Annotated in this window: 20 protein-coding genes; 11 read left to right on the top strand and 9 right to left on the bottom strand. The window is 73.1% G+C overall.

Translation table 11 applies throughout. The features are described from left to right. Nucleotides 1-4: 4 nt before the first annotated feature. From B0I31_RS42550 to B0I31_RS11705, 3 genes are all read right to left on the bottom strand, one after another. A complete protein-coding gene (locus B0I31_RS42550) occupies nt 5-2,473 on the bottom strand; it encodes an FtsX-like permease family protein (protein ID WP_106615317.1) in 2,469 nt (822 codons plus the stop codon). Then, nucleotides 2,470-3,222, bottom strand: coding sequence for an ABC transporter ATP-binding protein (locus B0I31_RS11710; protein WP_106615316.1), 753 nt, complete (start codon nt 3,220-3,222; stop codon nt 2,470-2,472). The genes B0I31_RS42550 and B0I31_RS11710 overlap by 4 nt, the downstream gene beginning before the upstream one ends. Before the next feature lie 135 nt (nt 3,223-3,357). Further along, nucleotides 3,358-4,002 carry a GTP cyclohydrolase II gene (locus tag B0I31_RS11705; protein WP_106615315.1) on the bottom strand — a complete coding sequence of 215 codons (645 nt, stop codon included), beginning with the start codon at nt 4,000-4,002 and terminating at the stop codon, nt 3,358-3,360. 90 nt (nt 4,003-4,092) lie between these two features. On the opposite strand from B0I31_RS11705, the gene B0I31_RS11700 reads away from it, so the two are divergent. From B0I31_RS11700 to B0I31_RS11685, 4 genes are read left to right on the top strand one after another with little or no spacing between them, the layout of a single operon-like run. Then, nucleotides 4,093-4,491, top strand: a complete 399-nt coding sequence (locus B0I31_RS11700) for a 6-pyruvoyl trahydropterin synthase family protein (RefSeq protein WP_106615314.1) — start codon at nt 4,093-4,095, stop codon at nt 4,489-4,491. Next, nucleotides 4,488-5,492, top strand: a complete 1,005-nt coding sequence (locus B0I31_RS11695; RefSeq protein WP_106615313.1) for a glycosyltransferase family 4 protein — start codon at nt 4,488-4,490, stop codon at nt 5,490-5,492. Before B0I31_RS11700 ends, B0I31_RS11695 begins: the two co-directional genes overlap by 4 nt. Next, on the top strand, nt 5,489-6,268 hold the full coding sequence (locus B0I31_RS11690) for a class I SAM-dependent methyltransferase (RefSeq protein WP_106615312.1): 780 nt from the start codon (nt 5,489-5,491) through the stop codon (nt 6,266-6,268). The genes B0I31_RS11695 and B0I31_RS11690 overlap by 4 nt, the downstream gene beginning before the upstream one ends. Then, complete coding sequence (locus tag B0I31_RS11685; RefSeq protein WP_106615311.1) at nt 6,265-7,197, top strand: lysylphosphatidylglycerol synthase transmembrane domain-containing protein; 933 nt, start codon at nt 6,265-6,267, stop codon at nt 7,195-7,197. The genes B0I31_RS11690 and B0I31_RS11685 overlap by 4 nt, the downstream gene beginning before the upstream one ends. Here the strand turns inward: B0I31_RS11685 and B0I31_RS11680 are convergent. Both B0I31_RS11680 and B0I31_RS11675 read right to left on the bottom strand, forming a co-directional pair. After that, nucleotides 7,126-7,809, bottom strand: a complete 684-nt coding sequence (locus tag B0I31_RS11680) for a creatininase family protein (protein WP_106615310.1) — start codon at nt 7,807-7,809, stop codon at nt 7,126-7,128. The two genes, B0I31_RS11685 and B0I31_RS11680, sit on opposite strands and share 72 nt — an antisense overlap. Next, the gene (locus tag B0I31_RS11675; RefSeq protein ID WP_106615309.1) at nt 7,796-8,761 is read right to left on the bottom strand and encodes a zinc-dependent alcohol dehydrogenase; all 966 of its coding nucleotides are present in this window, start codon (nt 8,759-8,761) and stop codon (nt 7,796-7,798) included. Before B0I31_RS11675 ends, B0I31_RS11680 begins: the two co-directional genes overlap by 14 nt. Nucleotides 8,762-8,791: 30 nt before the next feature. Between B0I31_RS11675 and B0I31_RS11670 the strand changes: the two genes are divergently transcribed. Both B0I31_RS11670 and B0I31_RS11665 read left to right on the top strand, forming a co-directional pair. Beyond that, nucleotides 8,792-9,490: a CDP-alcohol phosphatidyltransferase family protein gene (locus tag B0I31_RS11670; protein WP_106615308.1), complete on the top strand. Its 699-nt coding sequence runs from the start codon at nt 8,792-8,794 to the stop codon at nt 9,488-9,490. 58 nt (nt 9,491-9,548) lie between these two features. Continuing rightward, complete coding sequence (locus B0I31_RS11665; protein WP_106615307.1) at nt 9,549-9,950, top strand: DoxX family protein; 402 nt, start codon at nt 9,549-9,551, stop codon at nt 9,948-9,950. On the opposite strand, the gene B0I31_RS11660 is transcribed toward B0I31_RS11665, so the two are convergent. Further along, nucleotides 9,932-10,603 (bottom strand): RibD family protein, encoded by a 672-nt coding sequence (locus tag B0I31_RS11660; protein WP_106615306.1) that lies wholly within the window; start codon nt 10,601-10,603, stop codon nt 9,932-9,934. The genes B0I31_RS11665 and B0I31_RS11660 overlap by 19 nt on opposite strands. A gap of 87 nt (nt 10,604-10,690) precedes the next feature. On the opposite strand from B0I31_RS11660, the gene B0I31_RS11655 reads away from it, so the two are divergent. The 4 genes from B0I31_RS11655 to B0I31_RS11640 all read left to right on the top strand — a co-directional run bounded on the left by B0I31_RS11655 (nt 10,691) and on the right by B0I31_RS11640 (nt 14,769). After that, entirely contained in the window at nt 10,691-11,815 is a 1,125-nt protein-coding gene (locus tag B0I31_RS11655; protein ID WP_106615305.1) for a sensor histidine kinase, read from the top strand. Continuing rightward, on the top strand, nt 11,812-12,465 hold the full coding sequence (locus B0I31_RS11650; RefSeq protein WP_106615304.1) for a response regulator: 654 nt from the start codon (nt 11,812-11,814) through the stop codon (nt 12,463-12,465). The genes B0I31_RS11655 and B0I31_RS11650 overlap by 4 nt, the downstream gene beginning before the upstream one ends. A gap of 109 nt (nt 12,466-12,574) precedes the next feature. Continuing rightward, nucleotides 12,575-13,237, top strand: coding sequence for a DUF2306 domain-containing protein (locus B0I31_RS11645; protein WP_106615303.1), 663 nt, complete (start codon nt 12,575-12,577; stop codon nt 13,235-13,237). After that, complete coding sequence (locus B0I31_RS11640) at nt 13,234-14,769, top strand: sulfatase-like hydrolase/transferase (RefSeq protein WP_106615302.1); 1,536 nt, start codon at nt 13,234-13,236, stop codon at nt 14,767-14,769. The genes B0I31_RS11645 and B0I31_RS11640 overlap by 4 nt, the downstream gene beginning before the upstream one ends. A 13-nt stretch (nt 14,770-14,782) precedes the next feature. On the opposite strand, the gene B0I31_RS11635 is transcribed toward B0I31_RS11640, so the two are convergent. Together B0I31_RS11635 and B0I31_RS11630 are read right to left on the bottom strand one after the other, a co-directional pair. Continuing rightward, nucleotides 14,783-15,397 carry a GyrI-like domain-containing protein gene (locus B0I31_RS11635; RefSeq protein ID WP_106615301.1) on the bottom strand — a complete coding sequence of 205 codons (615 nt, stop codon included), beginning with the start codon at nt 15,395-15,397 and terminating at the stop codon, nt 14,783-14,785. Further along, the gene (locus B0I31_RS11630; protein WP_106615454.1) at nt 15,375-15,908 is read right to left on the bottom strand and encodes a helix-turn-helix transcriptional regulator; all 534 of its coding nucleotides are present in this window, start codon (nt 15,906-15,908) and stop codon (nt 15,375-15,377) included. Before B0I31_RS11630 ends, B0I31_RS11635 begins: the two co-directional genes overlap by 23 nt. Nucleotides 15,909-16,009: 101 nt before the next feature. On the opposite strand from B0I31_RS11630, the gene B0I31_RS11625 reads away from it, so the two are divergent. Beyond that, nucleotides 16,010-17,464, top strand: a complete 1,455-nt coding sequence (locus B0I31_RS11625) for a serine hydrolase (protein ID WP_106615300.1) — start codon at nt 16,010-16,012, stop codon at nt 17,462-17,464. Here the strand turns inward: B0I31_RS11625 and B0I31_RS11620 are convergent. Beyond that, entirely contained in the window at nt 17,415-17,996 is a 582-nt protein-coding gene (locus B0I31_RS11620) for a hypothetical protein (RefSeq protein ID WP_106615299.1), read from the bottom strand. The genes B0I31_RS11625 and B0I31_RS11620 overlap by 50 nt on opposite strands. Nucleotides 17,997-18,014: the final 18 nt, after the last annotated feature.

The following is an 18,014-nucleotide window of genomic DNA, read 5'->3' as shown; positions in this document are numbered from 1 at the left end:
CTGGTCAACCTAGCTGAGGCAGGGCGCGGAACCGGACCACCAAGCGTGCCGGGACCGCACCGGCCACCAGCCCGAGCAACCCCACCCCCGCCACCATCCCGAGGTACCGCACGGGATCGGCGAACATCCGCCACCGCCCGTCCTGCGCCACGCTGAACGCCCCGACCACGATCCCGCTGATCACGCACCCGAGCACCAGCGCGACCGCGACCGTGATGACCGCTTCCCGGTCGAGCAGCCGGTGCACCTGCCGTGCCGTCGCACCGGCCAACCGCAACCCGGCGAACTCCCGCCGCCGCGCCCCCGTGGCGACGGCGAACGTGTTGACCACCGCGATCGCCGTGAAGCCGAGGGACACCGCCACCATCAACTCCCACGCCGCCTGCTGGTTCTCCGCCTCCGGCACGGCGTTCGACGCCGCCACCACCGGGAACCCCGCCAGGTCCGGCTCGCCACGCAGGTGGACCGAGCCGACCAGCCCCCGCGGGTCGTGCGCCGCGACCAGGCCCGCGTCCAGCACCAGGTCGCCGAACCCGCGCCAGTGCTCGAACACCGCCACCACGCGCAACGCCACCCGCGTGCCGTCCGCCAGCCAGAACGTCGGCCGGTCGCCGAGCCGCCAGCCGCGCTGCCCGGCCAGTGGCGCGCTCACGGCCACCGACCCGCCGTCCACGTCGCCCAGGTTCCCCGCCGTGACGCCCAGGTCGAGCGCGCGCTCACCGGCCGACCGCAGTCCTTGGGCCGGGTAGTCCTCCGGCTTGCCGTCCTGGTCGACCACGACCCGCGTGCCGAGGGTGAGCGCCGAGCCCGTGACGGACGGCAGCGCCGCCACCCGTTCCGCGACGGCCAACGGCAGGCCGGGTGCGTTCGACGCGGTGACGCGAGTCGTCGCCGGTGCGACGCGCGTCGCCTCCTGCTCGGCCGTCACCGCGCCGAGGATGTCGCCGTTGACCAGCATGGTCGCGTTGATCGCGAACATCAGCGTCAACGGGATCGCCACCCCCACCACCCGACGGCTCTCGACCCGGGTCATCGCACCGGCCACCCGGCCGAGCACCCCGGTCGACCCGACGAGCCGCGACACGACCGCCGTGACGCCGCCCACCAGGATCGGTCCGAGCGTGGCGGCAGCGCAGAGCAGCAGCGCGCACGACACGAAACCCATCCCCATGCCGAGCGGCCCGCCCAGCGGCACGATCCCCAGCACCGCCACGGCGCCCGCCGTCAACACGACCGCCGCCACGACCCTCGGCACCCGGCCGGCCCGTGCGTCGGTCACCGTCTCGCGCAACGCCTGCGTCGGCGAGATGCGCACCGCCCGCCGTGCGGCCACGGCCGTGGCCAGCCGGGTCACCAGCAGACCCAGCACGGCCGACGCGATCAGCACCACCGGGTTCACCGCCACGGTGAACTGCGCCGGCACCGCGCCCAGCTCGCGGAACCGCCCGGCCACCACGTGCGCCACCACCACGCCGATCGGCAGTGCCGGCACCGTCGCCACCACCGTGACCAGCGTGATCTCCGTGGCCAGGAGGCGGCGCAACTGGCGCGGGGTCGCACCGGCCGTGCGCAGCAGGGCCAGTTCCCGCAGCCGTTGGCGCACCGCCAGCGACACCGTGCCGGTGAGCACGAACACCGCCGCGAAACCCGTGATGCCCAACAGGAACCCGAAGATCGAGACGGCTCCGACGTAGTCCGGCACCGCGCCCGGGAGGTCGCCGTGCACCTTCTCGTCGCCGGTGAAGACGCCCGCGCCGAGTCCGGCGAGGGCGGAGACCACGTCGTCCGGGGAGAAGCCGGGCACGACCTGCACGGCGATGGCCGTGGGGCCGGTCAGCCCGGACCACTCGCCGACTTGCCGGTCGGCCACGAAGATCGCCGCTTGTCCCGGCACGCCGCCGGTCACCACACCGGATACCCGCGCGTCACGCGTGCCCGTTCTCGTGGTCAGCCCCACGGTCTGGCCGGTGGTCAACCCCAGCTCGGCGCCTACCGCGACCTCGTTGGTGGCAGGAGCGGTGCCGTCGCGCAGGACGTACGGCGTCAAGGGGGCGGAGGCCCAGCCGTGCGCGACGACCGCGGCACGTTCCGGCGCACGCACCGGCACGCCTTCGAGGTCCAACGCCACCGGGAACGCGGAGTCGGCCACCACTTCACCGACGCCGGTCGTCGCCGCGACGGCCGCGACCAGGTCGGCCGGTAGCGGCACCGCACCGGTCAACCGCTCGGTCTTGGTCTTCTCCTTGACCTCGTCGCCCTTGTCGTGCCTGGTCGTCAGCTCCACCGACCGCTTCTCCGCGACCACGACGTCCACGCCCGCGAACCGGTCGGCACCCGGCCCCGCGGTCAGCACCGAGTACAGCAGCGACCCGCTGCCCGAGATCAGCGCGACGGCGAGGAACGCGGTCAGGAACGTGCCGACGAACGCGCCCAGCCGTCGTCGCACGCTGGCGACCGCCAGCCTCAGCGTCATCGGGTCAGCTCCGTCATCCGTGCCGCGACCTGCTGCGCGGTCGGTGCGGCCAGCTCGCCGGCGAGCCGTCCGTCGGCCAGGAACACCACCCGATCCGCCCACGCCGCCGCAGCCGGGTCGTGCGTGACCATCACGACGGTCGCCGCGTGGGCGTCCACGAACCCGCGCAGCAACCCCAGCACCTCGCGCCCGGTCGACAGGTCCAGCGCGCCGGTCGGCTCGTCACCGAAGATCACCTCCGGTCGTCCCGCCAACGCCCGCGCCAACGCCACCCGCTGCTGCTGCCCACCGGACAGCTCACCCGGCCTCGACCGTTCCCGGCCACCGAGCCCGACCCGCTCCAGCACCTCCCGTGCCCACGCCTTGTCCGGCCGCACGCCCGCGAACCGCTGCGGCAGCAGCACGTTGTCCCACACCGACAACGCGTCGACCAGGTTGAACGACTGGAACACGAACCCGACGTGCCGCCGGCGCACCGCGGTCAACTTCGGTTCGCGCAACGCGCCGACTTCCTGCCCGGCCAACACGACGCGTCCGCCGGTGGGCAGGTCCAACGCGGCCGCGCAGTGCAGCAACGTCGACTTGCCCGATCCCGATGGCCCCATCACCGCCGTGAACGACCCCCGCGCGAACCCGACCGTCACGCCGTCGAGCGCCCGCACCCGTCCCGCGTACACCTTGGTCACGTCGTCCAACCACACGACGTCCGCTGTCGTCGTCGCCACCCGCGTTCCCGCCCTCAGCACCATGCCGGGAACCCTGCCGCCGCGCCGTCCGCGAACCCACCGTGCGACCTCGGATCTCCGCGGTATGGCTGGCCATACCCGCGCGCCCCGCCGGCAGGCGTCACCACACGCCCCGTGCACGGTTCGGGAGCGGTCGGCTTACCGCGCGGTGGGGTATTCCGACCGGGCCGGCTGGTCCACCTGCGGCAGGTCGTGGCCGAGCCGGTCGCGCTTCGCGGTGAGGTAGCCGATGTTGTGCGGGTTGGGCCGCATCAGGTGCGGCACGCGGGCCGTGACCGCGATGCCGTCCGCCTCCAGCGCCCGGACCTTGTCCGGGTTGTTCGACATCAACCGCACGGACGCGACGCCGAGGTGCTTGAGGATGCGCGCGGCGGGGGAGTAGTCGCGGACGTCGACCGGCAGGCCGAGCGTGGTCGCGGAGTCGAGCGTGTCCAGGCCCTGCTCGTCCTGGAGCACGTGGGTGCGCACCTTCGCCACCAGGCCGATGCCGCGCCCCTCGTGGCCGCGCAGGTAGACCAGGATGCCGCCGCCCTCGGCGACGATCCGGTCCAGCGCCGCGTCCAGCTGGTCGCCGCACTCGCAGCGCATCGCGCCGAAGAGGTCGCCGGTCATGCACTCCGAGTGCACGCGCACGAGCACGTCCTCCCGCGAGCCCGTTCGGCCGTAGACCAGCGCCATGTGCTCGTGCCCGTCGGCGCGGAACGCCACCGCGCGGAACGTGCCGCGGCGCGTGACCAGCTCGGACTCCGCCACGTCCTCGTCGTTGAACGCTTCTTCGCGCATCCGGCTCCCTCGTCACCCGACAGCCGGCGCGGAGTTCACTACGCTCGGCCGGGAGTTGCACGGTAACTCGCTCACTCGGCGGAGGTCACCCTGTTCAGCATCACCGTCCGCGATCACGTCATGGTCGCCCACAGCTTCCGCGGCGAGGTGTTCGGTCCGGCACAACGCCTGCACGGGGCAACGTTCGTGGTCGACGCCCGGTTCAAACGGGACGAACTCGACGCCGACAACATCGTGGTCGACATCGGACTCGCGACCGAACGGCTGCGCGCCGTCCTCGCCGACCTCAACTACCGCAACCTGGACGACGTGCCCGCGTTCGCCGGGGTCAACACGTCGACCGAGTTCCTGGCCAAGCACATCGCGGACCAGCTCGCGGACGCCGTGCACGCGGGTTCGCTCGGCGAGGGTGCGCGCGGTCTGACCGGGATCGAGGTCACGCTGCACGAGTCGCACGTCGCGTGGGCGAGCTACGAACGCCCGCTGTGACGGTCCACTTCGTCCTGCCCGGCGGCGTGGACGACCCGGCGTCGCCCAGCGGCGGCAACGCCTACGACCGGCAGGTGGCTCGACGGCTCGCCGTGCGCGAGGTCGTGGTGCCCGGTGCCTGGCCGCAACCCGGTTCCGGCGCCCGCGCGGCGCTGGACCTGGCGTTGCGCGGGATCGAGGACGACGCGGTCGTGCTGCTCGACGGGCTGGTGGCGTGCGGTGTGCCGGACGTCGTCGTGCCGCACGCGGACCGGTTGCGGTTGGCGGTGTTGGTGCACCTGCCGCTGGCCGACGAGACGGGTCTGCCGCCCGCCGTGGCCTCGCGGCTCGACGCCGCCGAACGGGAGTGCCTGCGTGCCGCCCGCGCCGTCGTCGCGACCAGTCCTTCGGCGGCACGGCGGCTCGCGGAGCACCACGGGTTGGCACAGGTCCACGTCGTCCCACCCGGCACCGACCCCGCGCCGATGGCCACCGGCACGGACGGTGCGTCCCGGTTGCTCTGCGTCGCTTCCATCACGCCCCGCAAGGGGCACGACGTGCTGGTGCGCGCGCTGGCTTCGGTCGCGGACCTGCCGTGGACGTGCGCGTTCGTCGGGTCGCAGCGGTGGCCGGTCGGGGAGCTGATCACCCGGCACGGGCTCGCCGGGCGCGTCGAGCTGACCGGGCCACTGCACGGTCCGGCGCTCGATCGCGCGTACGCGACGGCGGACCTGGTCGTGCTGGCGTCGTTGGCCGAGACGTACGGGATGGTGGTGACCGAGGCGTTGGCGCGGGGCGTGCCGGTGGTGGCGAGCGCCGTGCCGGACGCGCTCGGTGCGGGCGGGGTGCTGCTGCCGCCGGGCGACGTGGCGGCGTTCGGCCGGGCTTTGCGGCGGTGGCTGACCGATGACGAGTGGCGGCGTGACCTGCGCGGTCGGGCCGCGCGGCGGCGCGGTGAGCTGTCCACTTGGGACGAGACGGCGGCCGGTCTGGCGGGTGTGCTGGCTAGTCTGCGGCCATGAGCACCTTCGCACCGGAATGGCTGTCCCTGCGCGAGAAGGCCGACGCGGAGGCCCGCGCGCACGACCTGGTCGACCGGCTCCGGGAGATCGATCTGAACCGGACACCCCTCGTGGTGCGTGATCTCGGGTGTGGGACGGGATCGTTGGGACGGTGGCTCGCCGGACGGCTGGGTGGTCCGCAGCACTGGGTGCTGCACGACCGCGACCCCCGGCTGCTCAGCATCGCGGCGGCGACCATGAGCGGGGTGACGATCGAGACGCACGAGGGCGACCTGACCCGTCTCACCGCCGCCGACCTGGCCGGTACGTCGCTGGTCACCGCGTCGGCGCTGCTGGACCTGCTGACGGCGGAGGAGGTGGACGGGTTGGCAGGCGCGTGCGCGGACGCGGGCTGCCCGGCGCTGTTCACGCTGTCGGTGGCGGGTCGGGTGGAGTTCGCCGAGCCCGAGCCGCTGGACGCGGAGTTCGAGGCCGCGTTCAACGCCCACCAGCGGCGGGTCGTCGACGGTCGGCGACTGCTGGGCCCGGACGCCGTGCCTGCCGCGGTGGAGGCGTTCGGACGGCGGGGTGCCGAGGTGACGACGAGCCCCAGCCCGTGGCGGCTCGGCCCGGAGCAGGCCGCCCTGGCGGGGGAGTGGCTGCGCGGGTGGGTGGAGGCGGCGGTCGAGCAGGAACCCCGCCTGGCCGCCGAAGCACCCGGGTACCTGCGGCGGAAGCTCGAACACGGGCCGGGTGTGGTGGTGCACCACACCGACCTCCTGGCGGTGCCGCGGTGAGGCGGGCTTGGCCGTGGCTGCGGTTGGTGGGTGCGGTGGGCATCCTGGTGGCGTTGGGGCGGCAGTGGGGTGCCGAGGCGTTCGTGGCGGGTCTTCGGGCGGTCGACGGTCGGGCGGTGGCCGCCGCGTTGGGGATCGGGCTGGTGACCACGGTGGCGAGTGCTTGGCGGTGGTGCCTGATCGCCCGCCGGCTCGGGTTGCCGCTCACCCTCGGCACCGCCGTCTCCGACTACTACCGCGGGCTCCTGCTCAACGCCGTCCTGCCCGCCGGTGTGCTGGGTGACGTGCACCGGGCCGTGAGCCACGGGCGGCAGAGCGGTGATGTGGCGCGCGGAGTCCGGGCGGTGGTGTTCGAACGCGCCGCCGGTCAGGTGGTGCTGGTCGTCCTCGGTGTCGCCGTCCTGTGCACCGGCTCCCTGCCGATCGACCTGCCGGGTCTCGGCGTGCTGCCGGTCGCCCTCCTGCCGCTGGCCGGGCTGTCCCCGAGAGTCCGCCGGGCCGTGCGGACGACGTGGGCCGACGCACGCACCGGTCTGCTCAACCGCGAAGTCCTGCCGAAGGTCACCCTGCTCTCCACCGCGGTGCTGGCCGGGCACGTGGCGCTGTTCGTGGTCGCGGCACGGGCGGCGGGTACCGGGGCGCCGATCACCAGTCTCGTCCCGCTGGCCGTGCTCGCGCTGCTGGTCATGGCCGTGCCGCTGAACGTCGGTGGCTTCGGGCCGCGGGAGGCGTTCCTGGCGGTGGCGTTCGGCGCGGCCGGGCTCGGTGCCGCGCAAGGGCTCACCACCGGCGTCGTCTACGGCGTGTTGGCGCTGATCAGCAGCCTGCCCGGCATCTTCACCCTGGTCCGGTGGCCCTCAGAGCACCGCCAGGTACGGCCCGAACGACTCGACCAGCGCCGCGAGCACGTCCCGACCCTTGTCGGCTGACGCCAGCGACGGCCGCCCCACCACCCCCGACGACGTGTACGGCGCGAGCCCCAGCGTGAGCAGGTGCGGCCGGTCGTCGGCCAGGTGGTCGCTCGTCTCGTAACCGGGCCGCACCAGCTCGGGGTGTGCGTGCAGGAGGATCGACGTCTCCAGCTCACCGGCGTGCATGTCGCTGCGGGACGTCGTCCCGATCCCGGCGGCGTCCCGTGCCGCGGCCCAGTCGCCGCTGCCCGGGAACAGCGCCATCCCCTCCGACTCCTGCACGACGTTCGCCAGCACGTAGTTCCCGCCGTGCCCGCTGACCAGCACCAGGTGCGGCACCCCGGCCCGCCGCAACGAGTCCGCCACGTCCCGCACCACCGCGTACAGCGTGCGCGCCGAGATGCTCACCGTGCCGGGCCAGGCGGCGTGCTCCTGCGAGCAGGAGATCGTGATCGGCGGCAGCAGCTGGACCGGGTGGGCGTCGGCGATCGCCCGCGCGATCGTGCAGGCGACGACCGTGTCCGTGGCCAGCGGCAGGTACGGGCCGTGCTGCTCGTGGCTGCCGACCGGCAGCACCGCCACGGTCGCCGCCCGCGTCCGCACGTCCTCGGTGGTGTCAGGCAGGTACATGCCCGGCACCGTAGTCAACGCGGTGGCACAGCGGCGGCAGCGTGCCGGCCAGCACGGACGGCAGGTCCTCGAACCGGCTCTCCCCGGTGATCAGCGCGTCGAACGCCGGGTCGGCGAGCAGGTCCAGCGCCAACGCCATCCGCTCGCCGTACGTGCGGTCCGGCCGCGCGACCACGCCCACCTGGCTGCTGCGCAACCGCAGCCGCCGCGAGTGGAAGAACTCGCCCAACGGCACCGAGACCCGCCGGTCGCCGTACCAGCTCAGCTCCACCACCTGGCCTTCCGGTGCGAGCAGCGCCAACGACCGGGCCAGCCCTTCCTCGGACGCGCTCGCGTGCACGACCAGGTCGCAGCCGCCCGCGGCCTCCTCGGGCAACGCGAAGTCCACGCCGAGCGCGGCGGCCACCGGCGCGCGTCCCGGGTCGGCGTCCACCAGTTGCAGCCGCACGCCCGGGAACCGGGCCAGCAGGGCGGCCACGCCGCACCCCACCATCCCGCCGCCGACGACCGCGATCCGGTCACCGATCAACGGCCGGGCGTCCCACAGGGCGTTCACCGCCGTCTCCACCGTCCCGGCCAGCACCGCCCGCGCGGCGGGCACCGAGTCCGGCACCGGCGTCACCGCGTCGGCGGGCACCACGTAGTGCGTCTGGTGTGGATAGAGGCAGAACACCGTGCGGCCGAGCAGCGGTCCGCGCTCCACCACGCCGACGTTGAGGTAGCCGTACTTCACCGGCCACGGGAACTCGCCGTCCTGGAACGGCGCCCGCATCACGTCGTGCTGGCTCTCCGGCACCCCACCACGCAGGACCAGGCTCTCCGTGCCCCGGCTGATCCCCGAGTACAGGGTGCGCACCAGCACGTCGTCGGGTCCCGGCTCGGCCACCGGCACGGTCCGGATCTCACTTTTTCCCGATGCGGTGAACCAGAGGGCCCTCGCAGAGCGTGTCATCTGTACAACCTCCGGACGACGAGGGGCACGATGACCACACTTCAGCACAGCGCGGCCACCACCACCGAACCGTCCGCGTGGGCCGGCCTCCAGGTGATCCTGCTCGGCGTGCTGGAGGGCACGGTCGGGTTGGGCACGGCCGGGTGGCTGGCGGGCATCGCGTACGCGATGGCCACGCAGGCGTTGCTCAGCGGCGCGGTGCAGCGGTCGGCGCGCGGGGTGCTGGGTCCCGCCGACCGGGTCACGTCGGCCAGGGGCTTGCTGGTCGGCGCGGTCACCGCGCTGGTGGCCGACGGCAGCCGGGAGACGGCGCTGCTCGTGGCGCTCGCCGCCGTCGCGCTGGCGCTGGACTTCGTGGACGGGCAGGTAGCCCGTCGTACGGGCACGGCGTCGGCGCTGGGCGCGCGGTTCGACATGGAGGTCGACGCGTTCCTGATCCTGGTGCTGAGCGTGCACGTGGCCTTGAGCCTCGGGCCGTGGGTACTGGTCATGGGCGCGTTGCGGTACGCGTTCGTGGTGGCGTCCTGGGTGCTGGCCCGACTGCGGGGCGCGCTGCCGCCGAGCTACGCGCGGAAGGTAGTGGCCGCGGTGCAGGGGATCGCGCTGGTGGTCGCCGCGTCAGGCCTGCCGCCTCACCCGTCCGTCCTGGTCGGACTGGCGCTGGTGTCGCTCGTCTGGTCGTTCGGCCGGGACGTGGAGTGGTTGTGGCGCAATGCTCCCGTGTCGTGAATGACCAAGGACGTTTTTGATCTTCCAAGCCATCCGGACAACGATCAAGGAATCAGCCATGTCTGACGCAGCTCGAGCCAACGTCGGCCCCAACGTCGGCAACATCGCCCTCTGGCTGTTGCAGGTGCTGCTCGCCGCGTACTTCGTCTACAGCGGGGTGTCGCTCCTCGGCGACGACTTCGTCGGCAAGTTCGACAAGATCGGCTCCGGCCAGTGGCTCCGCTACGTGACAGGGGTGCTGGAGCTCGCCGGCGCGCTCGGCCTGCTCGTGCCACGCCTGTGCGGGCTCGCCGCGCTGGGCCTGGTCGGCGTGATGACGGGAGCGGTCGCGACAGAGCTGTTCGTCCTGGGTGACCCGGACGGCGCGGTGCTGCCCGCGATACTGCTCGTCCTCGCCGCCGTCGTGGCGTGGTTCCGCCGGGACACGATCCGGGCGTTGCTTCAGGCCTTCGGGAAGTAGCGCAGCACGGCGACGTCACCCAGCTTGGTCACGTCCTCCAGGTGGAAGCGGCGGGCCGGCCCGCCCGGGAACTCGGCCGGGTTGACGAACCGGGGCGCGGCGGCCTGCCCGATCAGCATCGGTGCCACCGCCATCCGGATCTCGTCGGCCAACCCGGCGGACAGGAACGCGGTGTGGATCGTGCCGCCTCCCTCCACCATGAGCCGGTCCACGCCGCGCGCGCCGAGGTCGTCCAGCAATGCGCCGAAGTCGACGGTCGGGCCGAGCGACACCACGTCCGCCAGGTCGCCGACGGCCGCGACGGCACGCCGGTGCCCGGCCGAAGACGTGTAGACGAGCTTGTCGCCGCCGTGGTGCCAGAACGCGAGCGCCGGGTCGAGGTCGCCGCTCCCGGTCACGGTCACCTTCACCGGGTACTCGGGACGGCCCTGCGCCACCCTGGCGGCACGGCGGTGCGCGTGCTTGACCAGCAGGCGCGGGTTGTCGCGGCGGATCGTCGCCGCGCCGACGAGGATCGCGCCGGACTCCGCGCGCACCTGGTCGACGTGGTCGAAGTCCTCGGCGTTGGACAGCGGGAACCGTCGCGCGCCGCGGTCGTCGATGTAGCCGTCCACGCTGACGGCCACGCTGAGCAGGACGTACGGGCGGGTCACGAGCCCACCGTACCGACGCCCACCAGACCGGGGTCCGTCGTACTTTAGGCCGATCCGACGCGGGCCCGGCGCTCGTACGATCAGCGGGTGCTGCCAGTCCTCCGCGCCACCTGGGGTGAACCCCGGCCACACCAGCCGCCGCCGCGGGTGTGGCGTGACTGGGCGCTCGTCGGCGTGCTCGTATCGCTCGCGGTGCTGGAAGCGGCCCTCCGGACGGACTTCCCGTGGCGGTGGCTGTGGGCGGCCGTGGTGGTGGGCCTGGTGCCCGCGGTGCTGTGGCGGCGCACCCGACCGCTGCTCGTGCTCGTCGTCGCCTTCGGCGTCACGGGCCTGGTGTCGCTGGTCACCGGCCACGACCGCGACGAGCCCCACACGGCGGCGTTCATCCTGATCCTGGTGTACGCCGTGGTCCGGTGGGGTTCGGGGCGCGAGGCCGTCCTCGGCCTGGCCCTGGTGACCGGCTCCGCGGGCCTGTCCATGGTCCTGCGCGACCTGCCCCTCGTCGACGCGATCGGCGGGCTGACCGTGCTGTTCGCGGCCACCGCCCTCGGTGTCGCCATGCGCTACCGGTCCCGGTTGCGCACCCGTGAGCTCGACCGGGTCAAGCTGCTGGAACGGGAACGGCTGGCCAGAGACCTGCACGACACGGTCGCCCACCACGTGTCCGCGATCGCGATCCGCGCCCAGGCGGGCCTCGCCGTGGCGCAACCGGACGCCGCGACCGACGCGTTGCGCCTGATCGAGGCCGAGGCCACCCGCGCGCTCACCGAGATGCGCGCGATGGTGCGCGTCCTGCGGCGCGGCGAATCGGTCGACCTCGCACCGAGCCCGCGCATCGCCGACCTCGACCAGCTCGCGGCGGCGCACCGCTCCGGCCCGGCGGTCGAGGTGGGCATCACCGGCGACCTGGACGGCGTGCACCCGTCGATCGACGCGGCGGTCTACCGCTTGGCCCAGGAAGCCGTCACCAACGCGCAGCGGCACGCCCGGCACGCCACCCGCATCGAGGTCCGCGTCGCCGCCGACGACACCTCGGTGCACCTGCGCGTGAGCGACGACGGCGAGGGTTCCGCGCAGACCACCCCGGGCTACGGCCTGATCGGCATGTTCGAGCGCGTCGACCTGCTCGGCGGCACCTGCGCCGCGGGTCCCGGCCGCGACCGCGGCTGGACCGTGACCGCCACCCTGCCCCGGACGGGATCGGCCGCGTGAGCGTCCGCGTGGTCGTGGCCGACGACCAGGAGATCGTGCGCACCGGCCTCACCATGATCCTCGACGCCCAACCCGGCATCGAGGTGGTCGGCGCGGCGGCGGACGGTCGGCGGGCCGTGGAGCTCGCCCGGCGGCTGCGCCCCGACGTGTGCCTGTTCGACATCCGCATGCCCGGTGTGGACGGCATCGAAGCCACCCGGCTCCTGGCCGGACCGGACGTGGCCGACCCGCTCGCGGTCGTCGTCATCACCACGTTCGACCTGGACGAGTACGTCTACGCCGCGCTCCGCGCCGGTGCCGTCGGCTTCCTGCTCAAGGACGCCGGACCGGCGCTGCTCACCCAGGCCGTGCACGCCGCCGCCGAGGGCGACGCGCTGATCGCACCGAGCATCACCGCCCGGCTGCTCAAGACCTTCGCCACCGCCGAACCCGCGGCGTCACCCGCGCAACCCCTCGAACCGCTCACGGACCGCGAAGAGCAGGTCCTGGCGACCGTGGCGCGGGGACGCACCAACCGCGAGATCGCCGACGAGCTGCACATCACCCTGAGCACGGTCAAGACGCACGTCGCGAGCCTGATGACGAAGCTGGGCGCCCGCAACCGGGTCGAGATCGCCCTGTGGGCCTACGAGACCGGCCGGAAGTACTAGCCGCCGCCGGTCAGGAGTACCGCCCGGCCCCGGCCTTTCTCCCGATGTCCCGCGCCGCGCCGGTCCGCAGACTCGGACCGGCACCCGGACGTCAAGAAGGGCCTCCACCATGACCTCCTCCCGCAGCTGGCTCCTCCCCACCGCGCTGGTCGCGCTCACCCTCATCCCGGTGGCGGGCGGCGCCCTGCGCCTCACCGACCTGGCCGGTGGCGAGGTCACCCCGGAGAACGCGAGGTTCTTCGCCGCGCCCGTGCCGGTGGTGCTGCACATCTTCGGCGCCGTCGCGTACTGCCTCGGCGGCGCCTTCCAGTTCTCGCCCGGGTTCCGCCGGCGCAAGCCCCGCACGCACCGCTACCTCGGCCGGGTCCTCATCCCCGCGGGCCTCCTCATGTCCCTCACCGGCCTGTGGATGACCCTCTTCTACCCCTACCCGGAAGGTGACGGCGACCTCCTGGCCGCGTTCCGCCTGGTCACCGGCTCGGTCACCACCCTCGCGCTGGTCCTCGGCTTCCTCGCGATCCGCCGCCGCGACCTGCCCCGCCACCGCGCGTGGATGATCCGCGGCTACGCGCTCGCCCAGGGCGCGGGCACCCAGGCGCTGGTCACCATCGCGTGGGTCGTGCTCGTCGGCCCGGCCACCGGGTTGACCAGGACGCTCCTGCTCGGCCTCGGCTGGGTGATCAACGTCGCCGTCGCCGAGTGGGCCATCGCTGAACCGGGCCGCCGCCGGCGCACGTTGTACCGGGCAAAGCGAGCAGAGAGGACCGCATGACCTTCGCAGCCTGGGCACTCGTCCTGCTCGCCCTGCTCATGCCCGCCGACGTCGACTCGCTGGCACCGGCGACGTTCCTGCGCCTGCCGGTCGAGGCGCTGCTCGCCGTCGTGCTGGTGCCGGTGCTGCCGGAACGGGCGCGCGACCCGGCAGCCGCGGTGGGCGGCGCGGTGCTCGGCGGCCTGCTCGTGGTCAAGATCCTGGACCTGGGCTTCGACGCGGTGCTGCACCGGCCGTTCGACCTGGTGCTCGACTGGCCGCTGCTGGTGCCCGCGGTGGACTACGTGAACGTGACCGCGGGCCGGTTCGCCGCCGTCGCGACCGTCGTCGCCGCCGTGCTGCTGACGGCCGTGATCGTCTACCTGACGGCACGTTCCGCCGCACGGCTGACCCGGGCGGTCGGCCGCCACCGCCTCGCCGTGACCCGCGCGGTCGCCGTCCTCACCGCCTGCACCTTCGCCGCACCCGCCCTGGCCTCCCACGACACGACGACGTTCGTCCACGACCAGGCCGTCCGGGTCCAGGACAGCCTGCGCGACCGCGCCGAGTTCGCCGCGGAGTCGGCCGTCGACCCGTTCGCCACCGACGAGCTGCTGACCGCGTTGCGGGGCAAGGACGTCATCGTGGCCTTCGTGGAGAGCTACGGCCGTTCCGCCGTGGAACACCCCGACATCGCGCCCCACGTGACCGCCGCGCTCGACGCGGGCACCGAACGCCTGGCCGATGCCGGTTACGCCTCGCGCAGCGCGTTCCTGACCTCCCCTACCTCCGGCGGTGGCAGTTGGCTGGCCCAGGCCACCCTGCTGTCCGGGCTGTGGATCGACAACCAGCAGCGCTACCGCACCCTGCTGGCCGGCGACCGGTTGACGCTCGGCGGCGCGTTCCGCCGTGCGGGCTGGCGTTCGGTCGGCGTCATGCCGGGGATCACGAAGGCGTGGCCGGAAGGCGAGTTCTTCGGCTACGACCGGATCTACGCGTTCGACGACCTCGGCTACCGAGGCCCGCGATTCGGCTACGCCACCGCGCCCGACGAGTTCACCCTGGCGAGGTTCGAGCAGTTCGAGCGCGGCGACGACCCCGTCATGGCGGTCATCCCGCTGCTCTCCAGCCACGCCCCGTGGTCACCCGCACCGACCACCATCGGCTGGCAGAACCTGGGCGACGGCTCGATCTACCACTCCATGACCTCGGGCGAGGCACCGGCGGAGGCGATGCTCGGCCGCGACCCGGCGCTGGTGCGGGCCGACTACGCGCGCACGGTCGAGTACTCGGTGAACACCCTGGTGTCCTACGTCGAGACCTACGGTGACGACGACCTGGTGCTGGTCTTCCTCGGCGACCACCAGCCCGCGCCGTTCGTGACCGGCCCCGACGCGGGCCGCGACGTGCCGATCACCATCGTGTCCCGCGACCCCGCCGTCCGGGCCAGAACCGCCGACTGGGGCTGGACGGACGGCCTCGAACCGGGCCCTCAGGCACCCGTGCGGCCCATGAACACCTTCCGCGACCAGTTCCTGACCGCGTTCCGCTAGTGCCGCGACCGGTTCAGCCGAGCCGCCGGACCGGTTGGCGCAGCACGGTTCTCAGCTTCGCCGGGTCGGTCCGGCGCGGGTCGCCGAGGTAGACCTCGTGGTGCGGGCCGGCCAGGGTCAGGCCGTTGCCCGGCACGTACTCGTCGTGGAGTTCGGCGAGCAGCGGGGTTTCGTCGTCGTACGAGCCGATGTGCAGCACCTGCGCGCAAGTGCCCTCCGCCAGGGTTTCGTGGCGGACGTCGGCGATCGTGGGCTGCTTCTTCTTCGCCGACGCGGTGGCGACGGCGTCGGTCACCTGGTCGGTGGTCACCCAGTCCGGCAAGCTGATCAGCATCCGCCAGTGCCACGACTCCTTGGCCCGCGCGGTGAACACGCTCGGGTCGTCGGCCCACCACAGGCCTTCGAGCGGGCCGACCACGAAGTCCCGGCCGGCGCGCTTGCTCGCGAACTTCACCGTGTACGCGACCGAGTACAACGCCTCGACGGCACGCGTGTAGTCCGGCGACGTGTTCGGGTCCCCGGCGCCGTCGACCGCCAGGAACCGCTGGGTGGGCACGTCCACCAGCGCCCACTGGCGGTTCTTCGGCGCGTACAGCTCTTTCAGCTCACGCTTCACGTCGTGGGGCATCGGGTTCTCCTCGGTACGCGGCGAGCCACCGCTGTTCGGCTTCGAGCTGGCCGAGCGAGTAGTCGAAGATCACGCGGACGAACGGCGGTGCGTCCGGCCGTGCGGCGGCCCGCACCTCGGCGATCTTGGCCGCCAACGCCTCCGCCCGCCGTGCCAGCGCGGCGCGCAGCCGCTCCGGCGGGATCACCGGTTGGTTCGCCAGGCCGACGAGCACCGGCGGGAACACCGGCCGGAGCGTGGCGACGGCCTCCTCGGCGGCTCGCGCGCAGGCGCGGACGCCGTCCGGGGTCGGGGCGAACACCTTGCGCGCCTTGCCGCGCGCCGGCCCGTCCGACCCAGCCTCGGCGATGAGCCCGCGGTCGCGGAGCCTGCCGAGCAGGTAGTAGATCGAGCTGAACCCGATCTCGGTCCACTCGCGCAGGCCGCGGGCCGTGATGACCTCCTCCAGCTCGTAGCCGTGACGTGGTGCTTCCACGAGCAGGCCGAGGAGCGTGAGTTCGGCGGGGGTCAGGTCCACAGGCCTATTCTAGCGCTAGAATACGAGGTACCGCACCACAGCGGCGGATGCACTACGGTCGGCGGCGCAAACGGATCACTTCATGGGGGAGCGCAATGAGATCCTTCCGACGCAGGCTGCTCGCCGCCACCGCCCTCACGGCGACCGCGGCGCTGGTCAGCTCGGTGACCGCGGTGACGACCGCGGGGGCGGTCGCGCAGGACGTCAACACCCTGCTGGCCGAGCAACTGCGCCAGGCCGTGGTGGCGCAGGACTTCCGGGACGTGCTCGACCTGACCCCGCCGGAGCGGGTCGCGGCGTCCAAGGCCGGTGCGCCGGAGAAGTACGACCCGCTGTCCGCCGCCGAGGCGGGCACCGCCCGGCTCGACGCCGCCGCGGCCAGGCCGCTGCACCAGACGCCGAACCTGGACATCGCGGTGATCGAGCTGGACCGCTTCGGGCGGCCGAGCGCGATGGCCGACGTGCTGCTCAGCCCGCAGTACCCGAACGGCGTCGTGGTGCCGCTGGACCGGCGCGAGCTGTCCACCGACAAGGTGCGCTACCGCTGGTGGGACGACACCGAGTGGGACGTCAACGGCGGCCGGGGCACCCGCGACGTGCTCGCCGGCCGGGAGGGCGCGCCCATCGACTTCTCCTCGCCGTACCCGGCGTCGGTGCTCAAGCTGATGGTGGGCTTCGGCGTGCTGCGGCTGGCCGACCAGGGCCGGGTGGACCTGAACGCGGTCTACGACTACGTGCCGGTGACGCCGCACCCGGTGTGCGGTGCCGCGTCCAGCAAGGTGATCCGGCAGCACTTCGACGAGATGATCACCAAGTCGCAGAACGAGTCGACCTGCGCGCTGATCAAGATGATCCACGACCTCGGCGCGTGGGACGAGATCAACCGCACGTTCGTCGAGCTGGGCATGCCCACGCTGATGGTCACCGGCACCAACCCGGAGAACGGCGGCCGGTGGATCGGGTCGAACATGAGCAGCATCGACACCGCGAAGCTGCTCCTGCTGGTCAACGGCGCCACCGGCACGCTGTGGACGACCGACGCGGGCAAGGTCGTCACCCGTGACGAGCTGAGCCTGGCGTCCCGGGTCCAGTTCCTCAAGTCGCTGGCCGGCCAGGGCCACAACGAGATGCTGTCCACCACGAACCACTGCGGTCGCGCCTACCCGGTGCAGGGCATCGCGCAGCGGACGCCGCCGCGCTGGGTCCAGCCCGATGGCACGATGAAGGTCGGCGACGCCGTGTACGACAGCGACGTGCGGCCGTGCGACGCGGTGGCCGAGGTGACGTTCGGCCACAAGACCGGCTGGGTCGACACGACCGGCAGCGACGCGGGCATCGTGAAGGCCCTGCCCGGCAACGGCAGGCGCCACTACATCGTGGTCGTGTTCTCCAACCTGGGCACGGACTACGTCGACACCTACCGGCCCGCCAACCGCCCCGGCGTCTTCCCGGTGCTCTACACCGAGAAGTACGCCAAGCTGGGCGCGGCCGTGGACGACATCATGACCGCGTTGCAGACGGTTCCCCGGATCGTCGCCCGCCCGGCATAGTCGACCGTGGGCGGCCACTCGGCGCGACATCCGCCGAGTGGCCGCCCACCACGACGTCCCGGCCCAGTCGCCGTGTCAGCCGGTGCCGGCCGGACCCCAGGTCACGGGTGCCGTCCGGCCGGACCACCGCGTTCACCGGCACGGGTGTCGGCGCGACCCGGAACCGCGCCCAGTTGCTGTGGTTCAGCCCGACGTCGTCCAGCCACCGGCACATCACGGCGGACACGTCGAACTGGTAGAGCAGCGGCCGGGTGGCGCGGTAGGTGGTGCTGGTCCAGTCGAGCTCGCTGTGCGTGGCCGAGGATTCGAACTGCCCGCGCAGGCCGTTCAGCGCGGTCTGGGGGAAGGCATCGGCGATCCGCTGGAGCACGGCGTCGGCCGCGGTGAGGTTCATGGTGCCGGCGACGTCGTCGTCAGCCGCCGGGCCCCGGATCTCAGCCGCTCCAGCCGCGTTCCCCCGTGACGGCGTGGCCGTCAGCGCCGCCGCACCCGCCATCCCGCCGAGCACGACCCGGCGCGTGATCTCTCCCATGACCTGACCCCCTGACCT

It is taken from the genome of Saccharothrix carnea, from assembly GCF_003014735.1.
Lineage (GTDB): Bacteria > Actinomycetota > Actinomycetes > Mycobacteriales > Pseudonocardiaceae > Actinosynnema > Actinosynnema carneum.
This window is presented reverse-complemented; position numbering and strand designations above follow the sequence as displayed.

Excerpts from the sequence above, each read along its gene's own strand:
- B0I31_RS42550 (WP_106615317.1), bottom strand. The coding sequence starts at position 2,473 with ATGACGCTGAGGCTGGCGGTCGCCAGCGTGCGACGACGGCTGGGCGCG.
- B0I31_RS11710 (WP_106615316.1), bottom strand. The coding sequence starts at position 3,222 with ATGGTGCTGAGGGCGGGAACGCGGGTGGCGACGACGACAGCGGACGTC.
- B0I31_RS11705 (WP_106615315.1), bottom strand. The coding sequence starts at position 4,002 with ATGCGCGAAGAAGCGTTCAACGACGAGGACGTGGCGGAGTCCGAGCTG.
- B0I31_RS11690 (WP_106615312.1), top strand. The coding sequence starts at position 5,489 with ATGAGCACCTTCGCACCGGAATGGCTGTCCCTGCGCGAGAAGGCCGAC.
- B0I31_RS11680 (WP_106615310.1), bottom strand. The coding sequence starts at position 7,809 with ATGTACCTGCCTGACACCACCGAGGACGTGCGGACGCGGGCGGCGACC.
- B0I31_RS11675 (WP_106615309.1), bottom strand. The coding sequence starts at position 8,761 with ATGACACGCTCTGCGAGGGCCCTCTGGTTCACCGCATCGGGAAAAAGT.
- B0I31_RS11670 (WP_106615308.1), top strand. The coding sequence starts at position 8,792 with ATGACCACACTTCAGCACAGCGCGGCCACCACCACCGAACCGTCCGCG.
- B0I31_RS11665 (WP_106615307.1), top strand. The coding sequence starts at position 9,549 with ATGTCTGACGCAGCTCGAGCCAACGTCGGCCCCAACGTCGGCAACATC.
- B0I31_RS11645 (WP_106615303.1), top strand. The coding sequence starts at position 12,575 with ATGACCTCCTCCCGCAGCTGGCTCCTCCCCACCGCGCTGGTCGCGCTC.
- B0I31_RS11640 (WP_106615302.1), top strand. The coding sequence starts at position 13,234 with ATGACCTTCGCAGCCTGGGCACTCGTCCTGCTCGCCCTGCTCATGCCC.
- B0I31_RS11635 (WP_106615301.1), bottom strand. The coding sequence starts at position 15,397 with ATGCCCCACGACGTGAAGCGTGAGCTGAAAGAGCTGTACGCGCCGAAG.
- B0I31_RS11625 (WP_106615300.1), top strand. The coding sequence starts at position 16,010 with ATGAGATCCTTCCGACGCAGGCTGCTCGCCGCCACCGCCCTCACGGCG.
- B0I31_RS11620 (WP_106615299.1), bottom strand. The coding sequence starts at position 17,996 with ATGGGAGAGATCACGCGCCGGGTCGTGCTCGGCGGGATGGCGGGTGCG.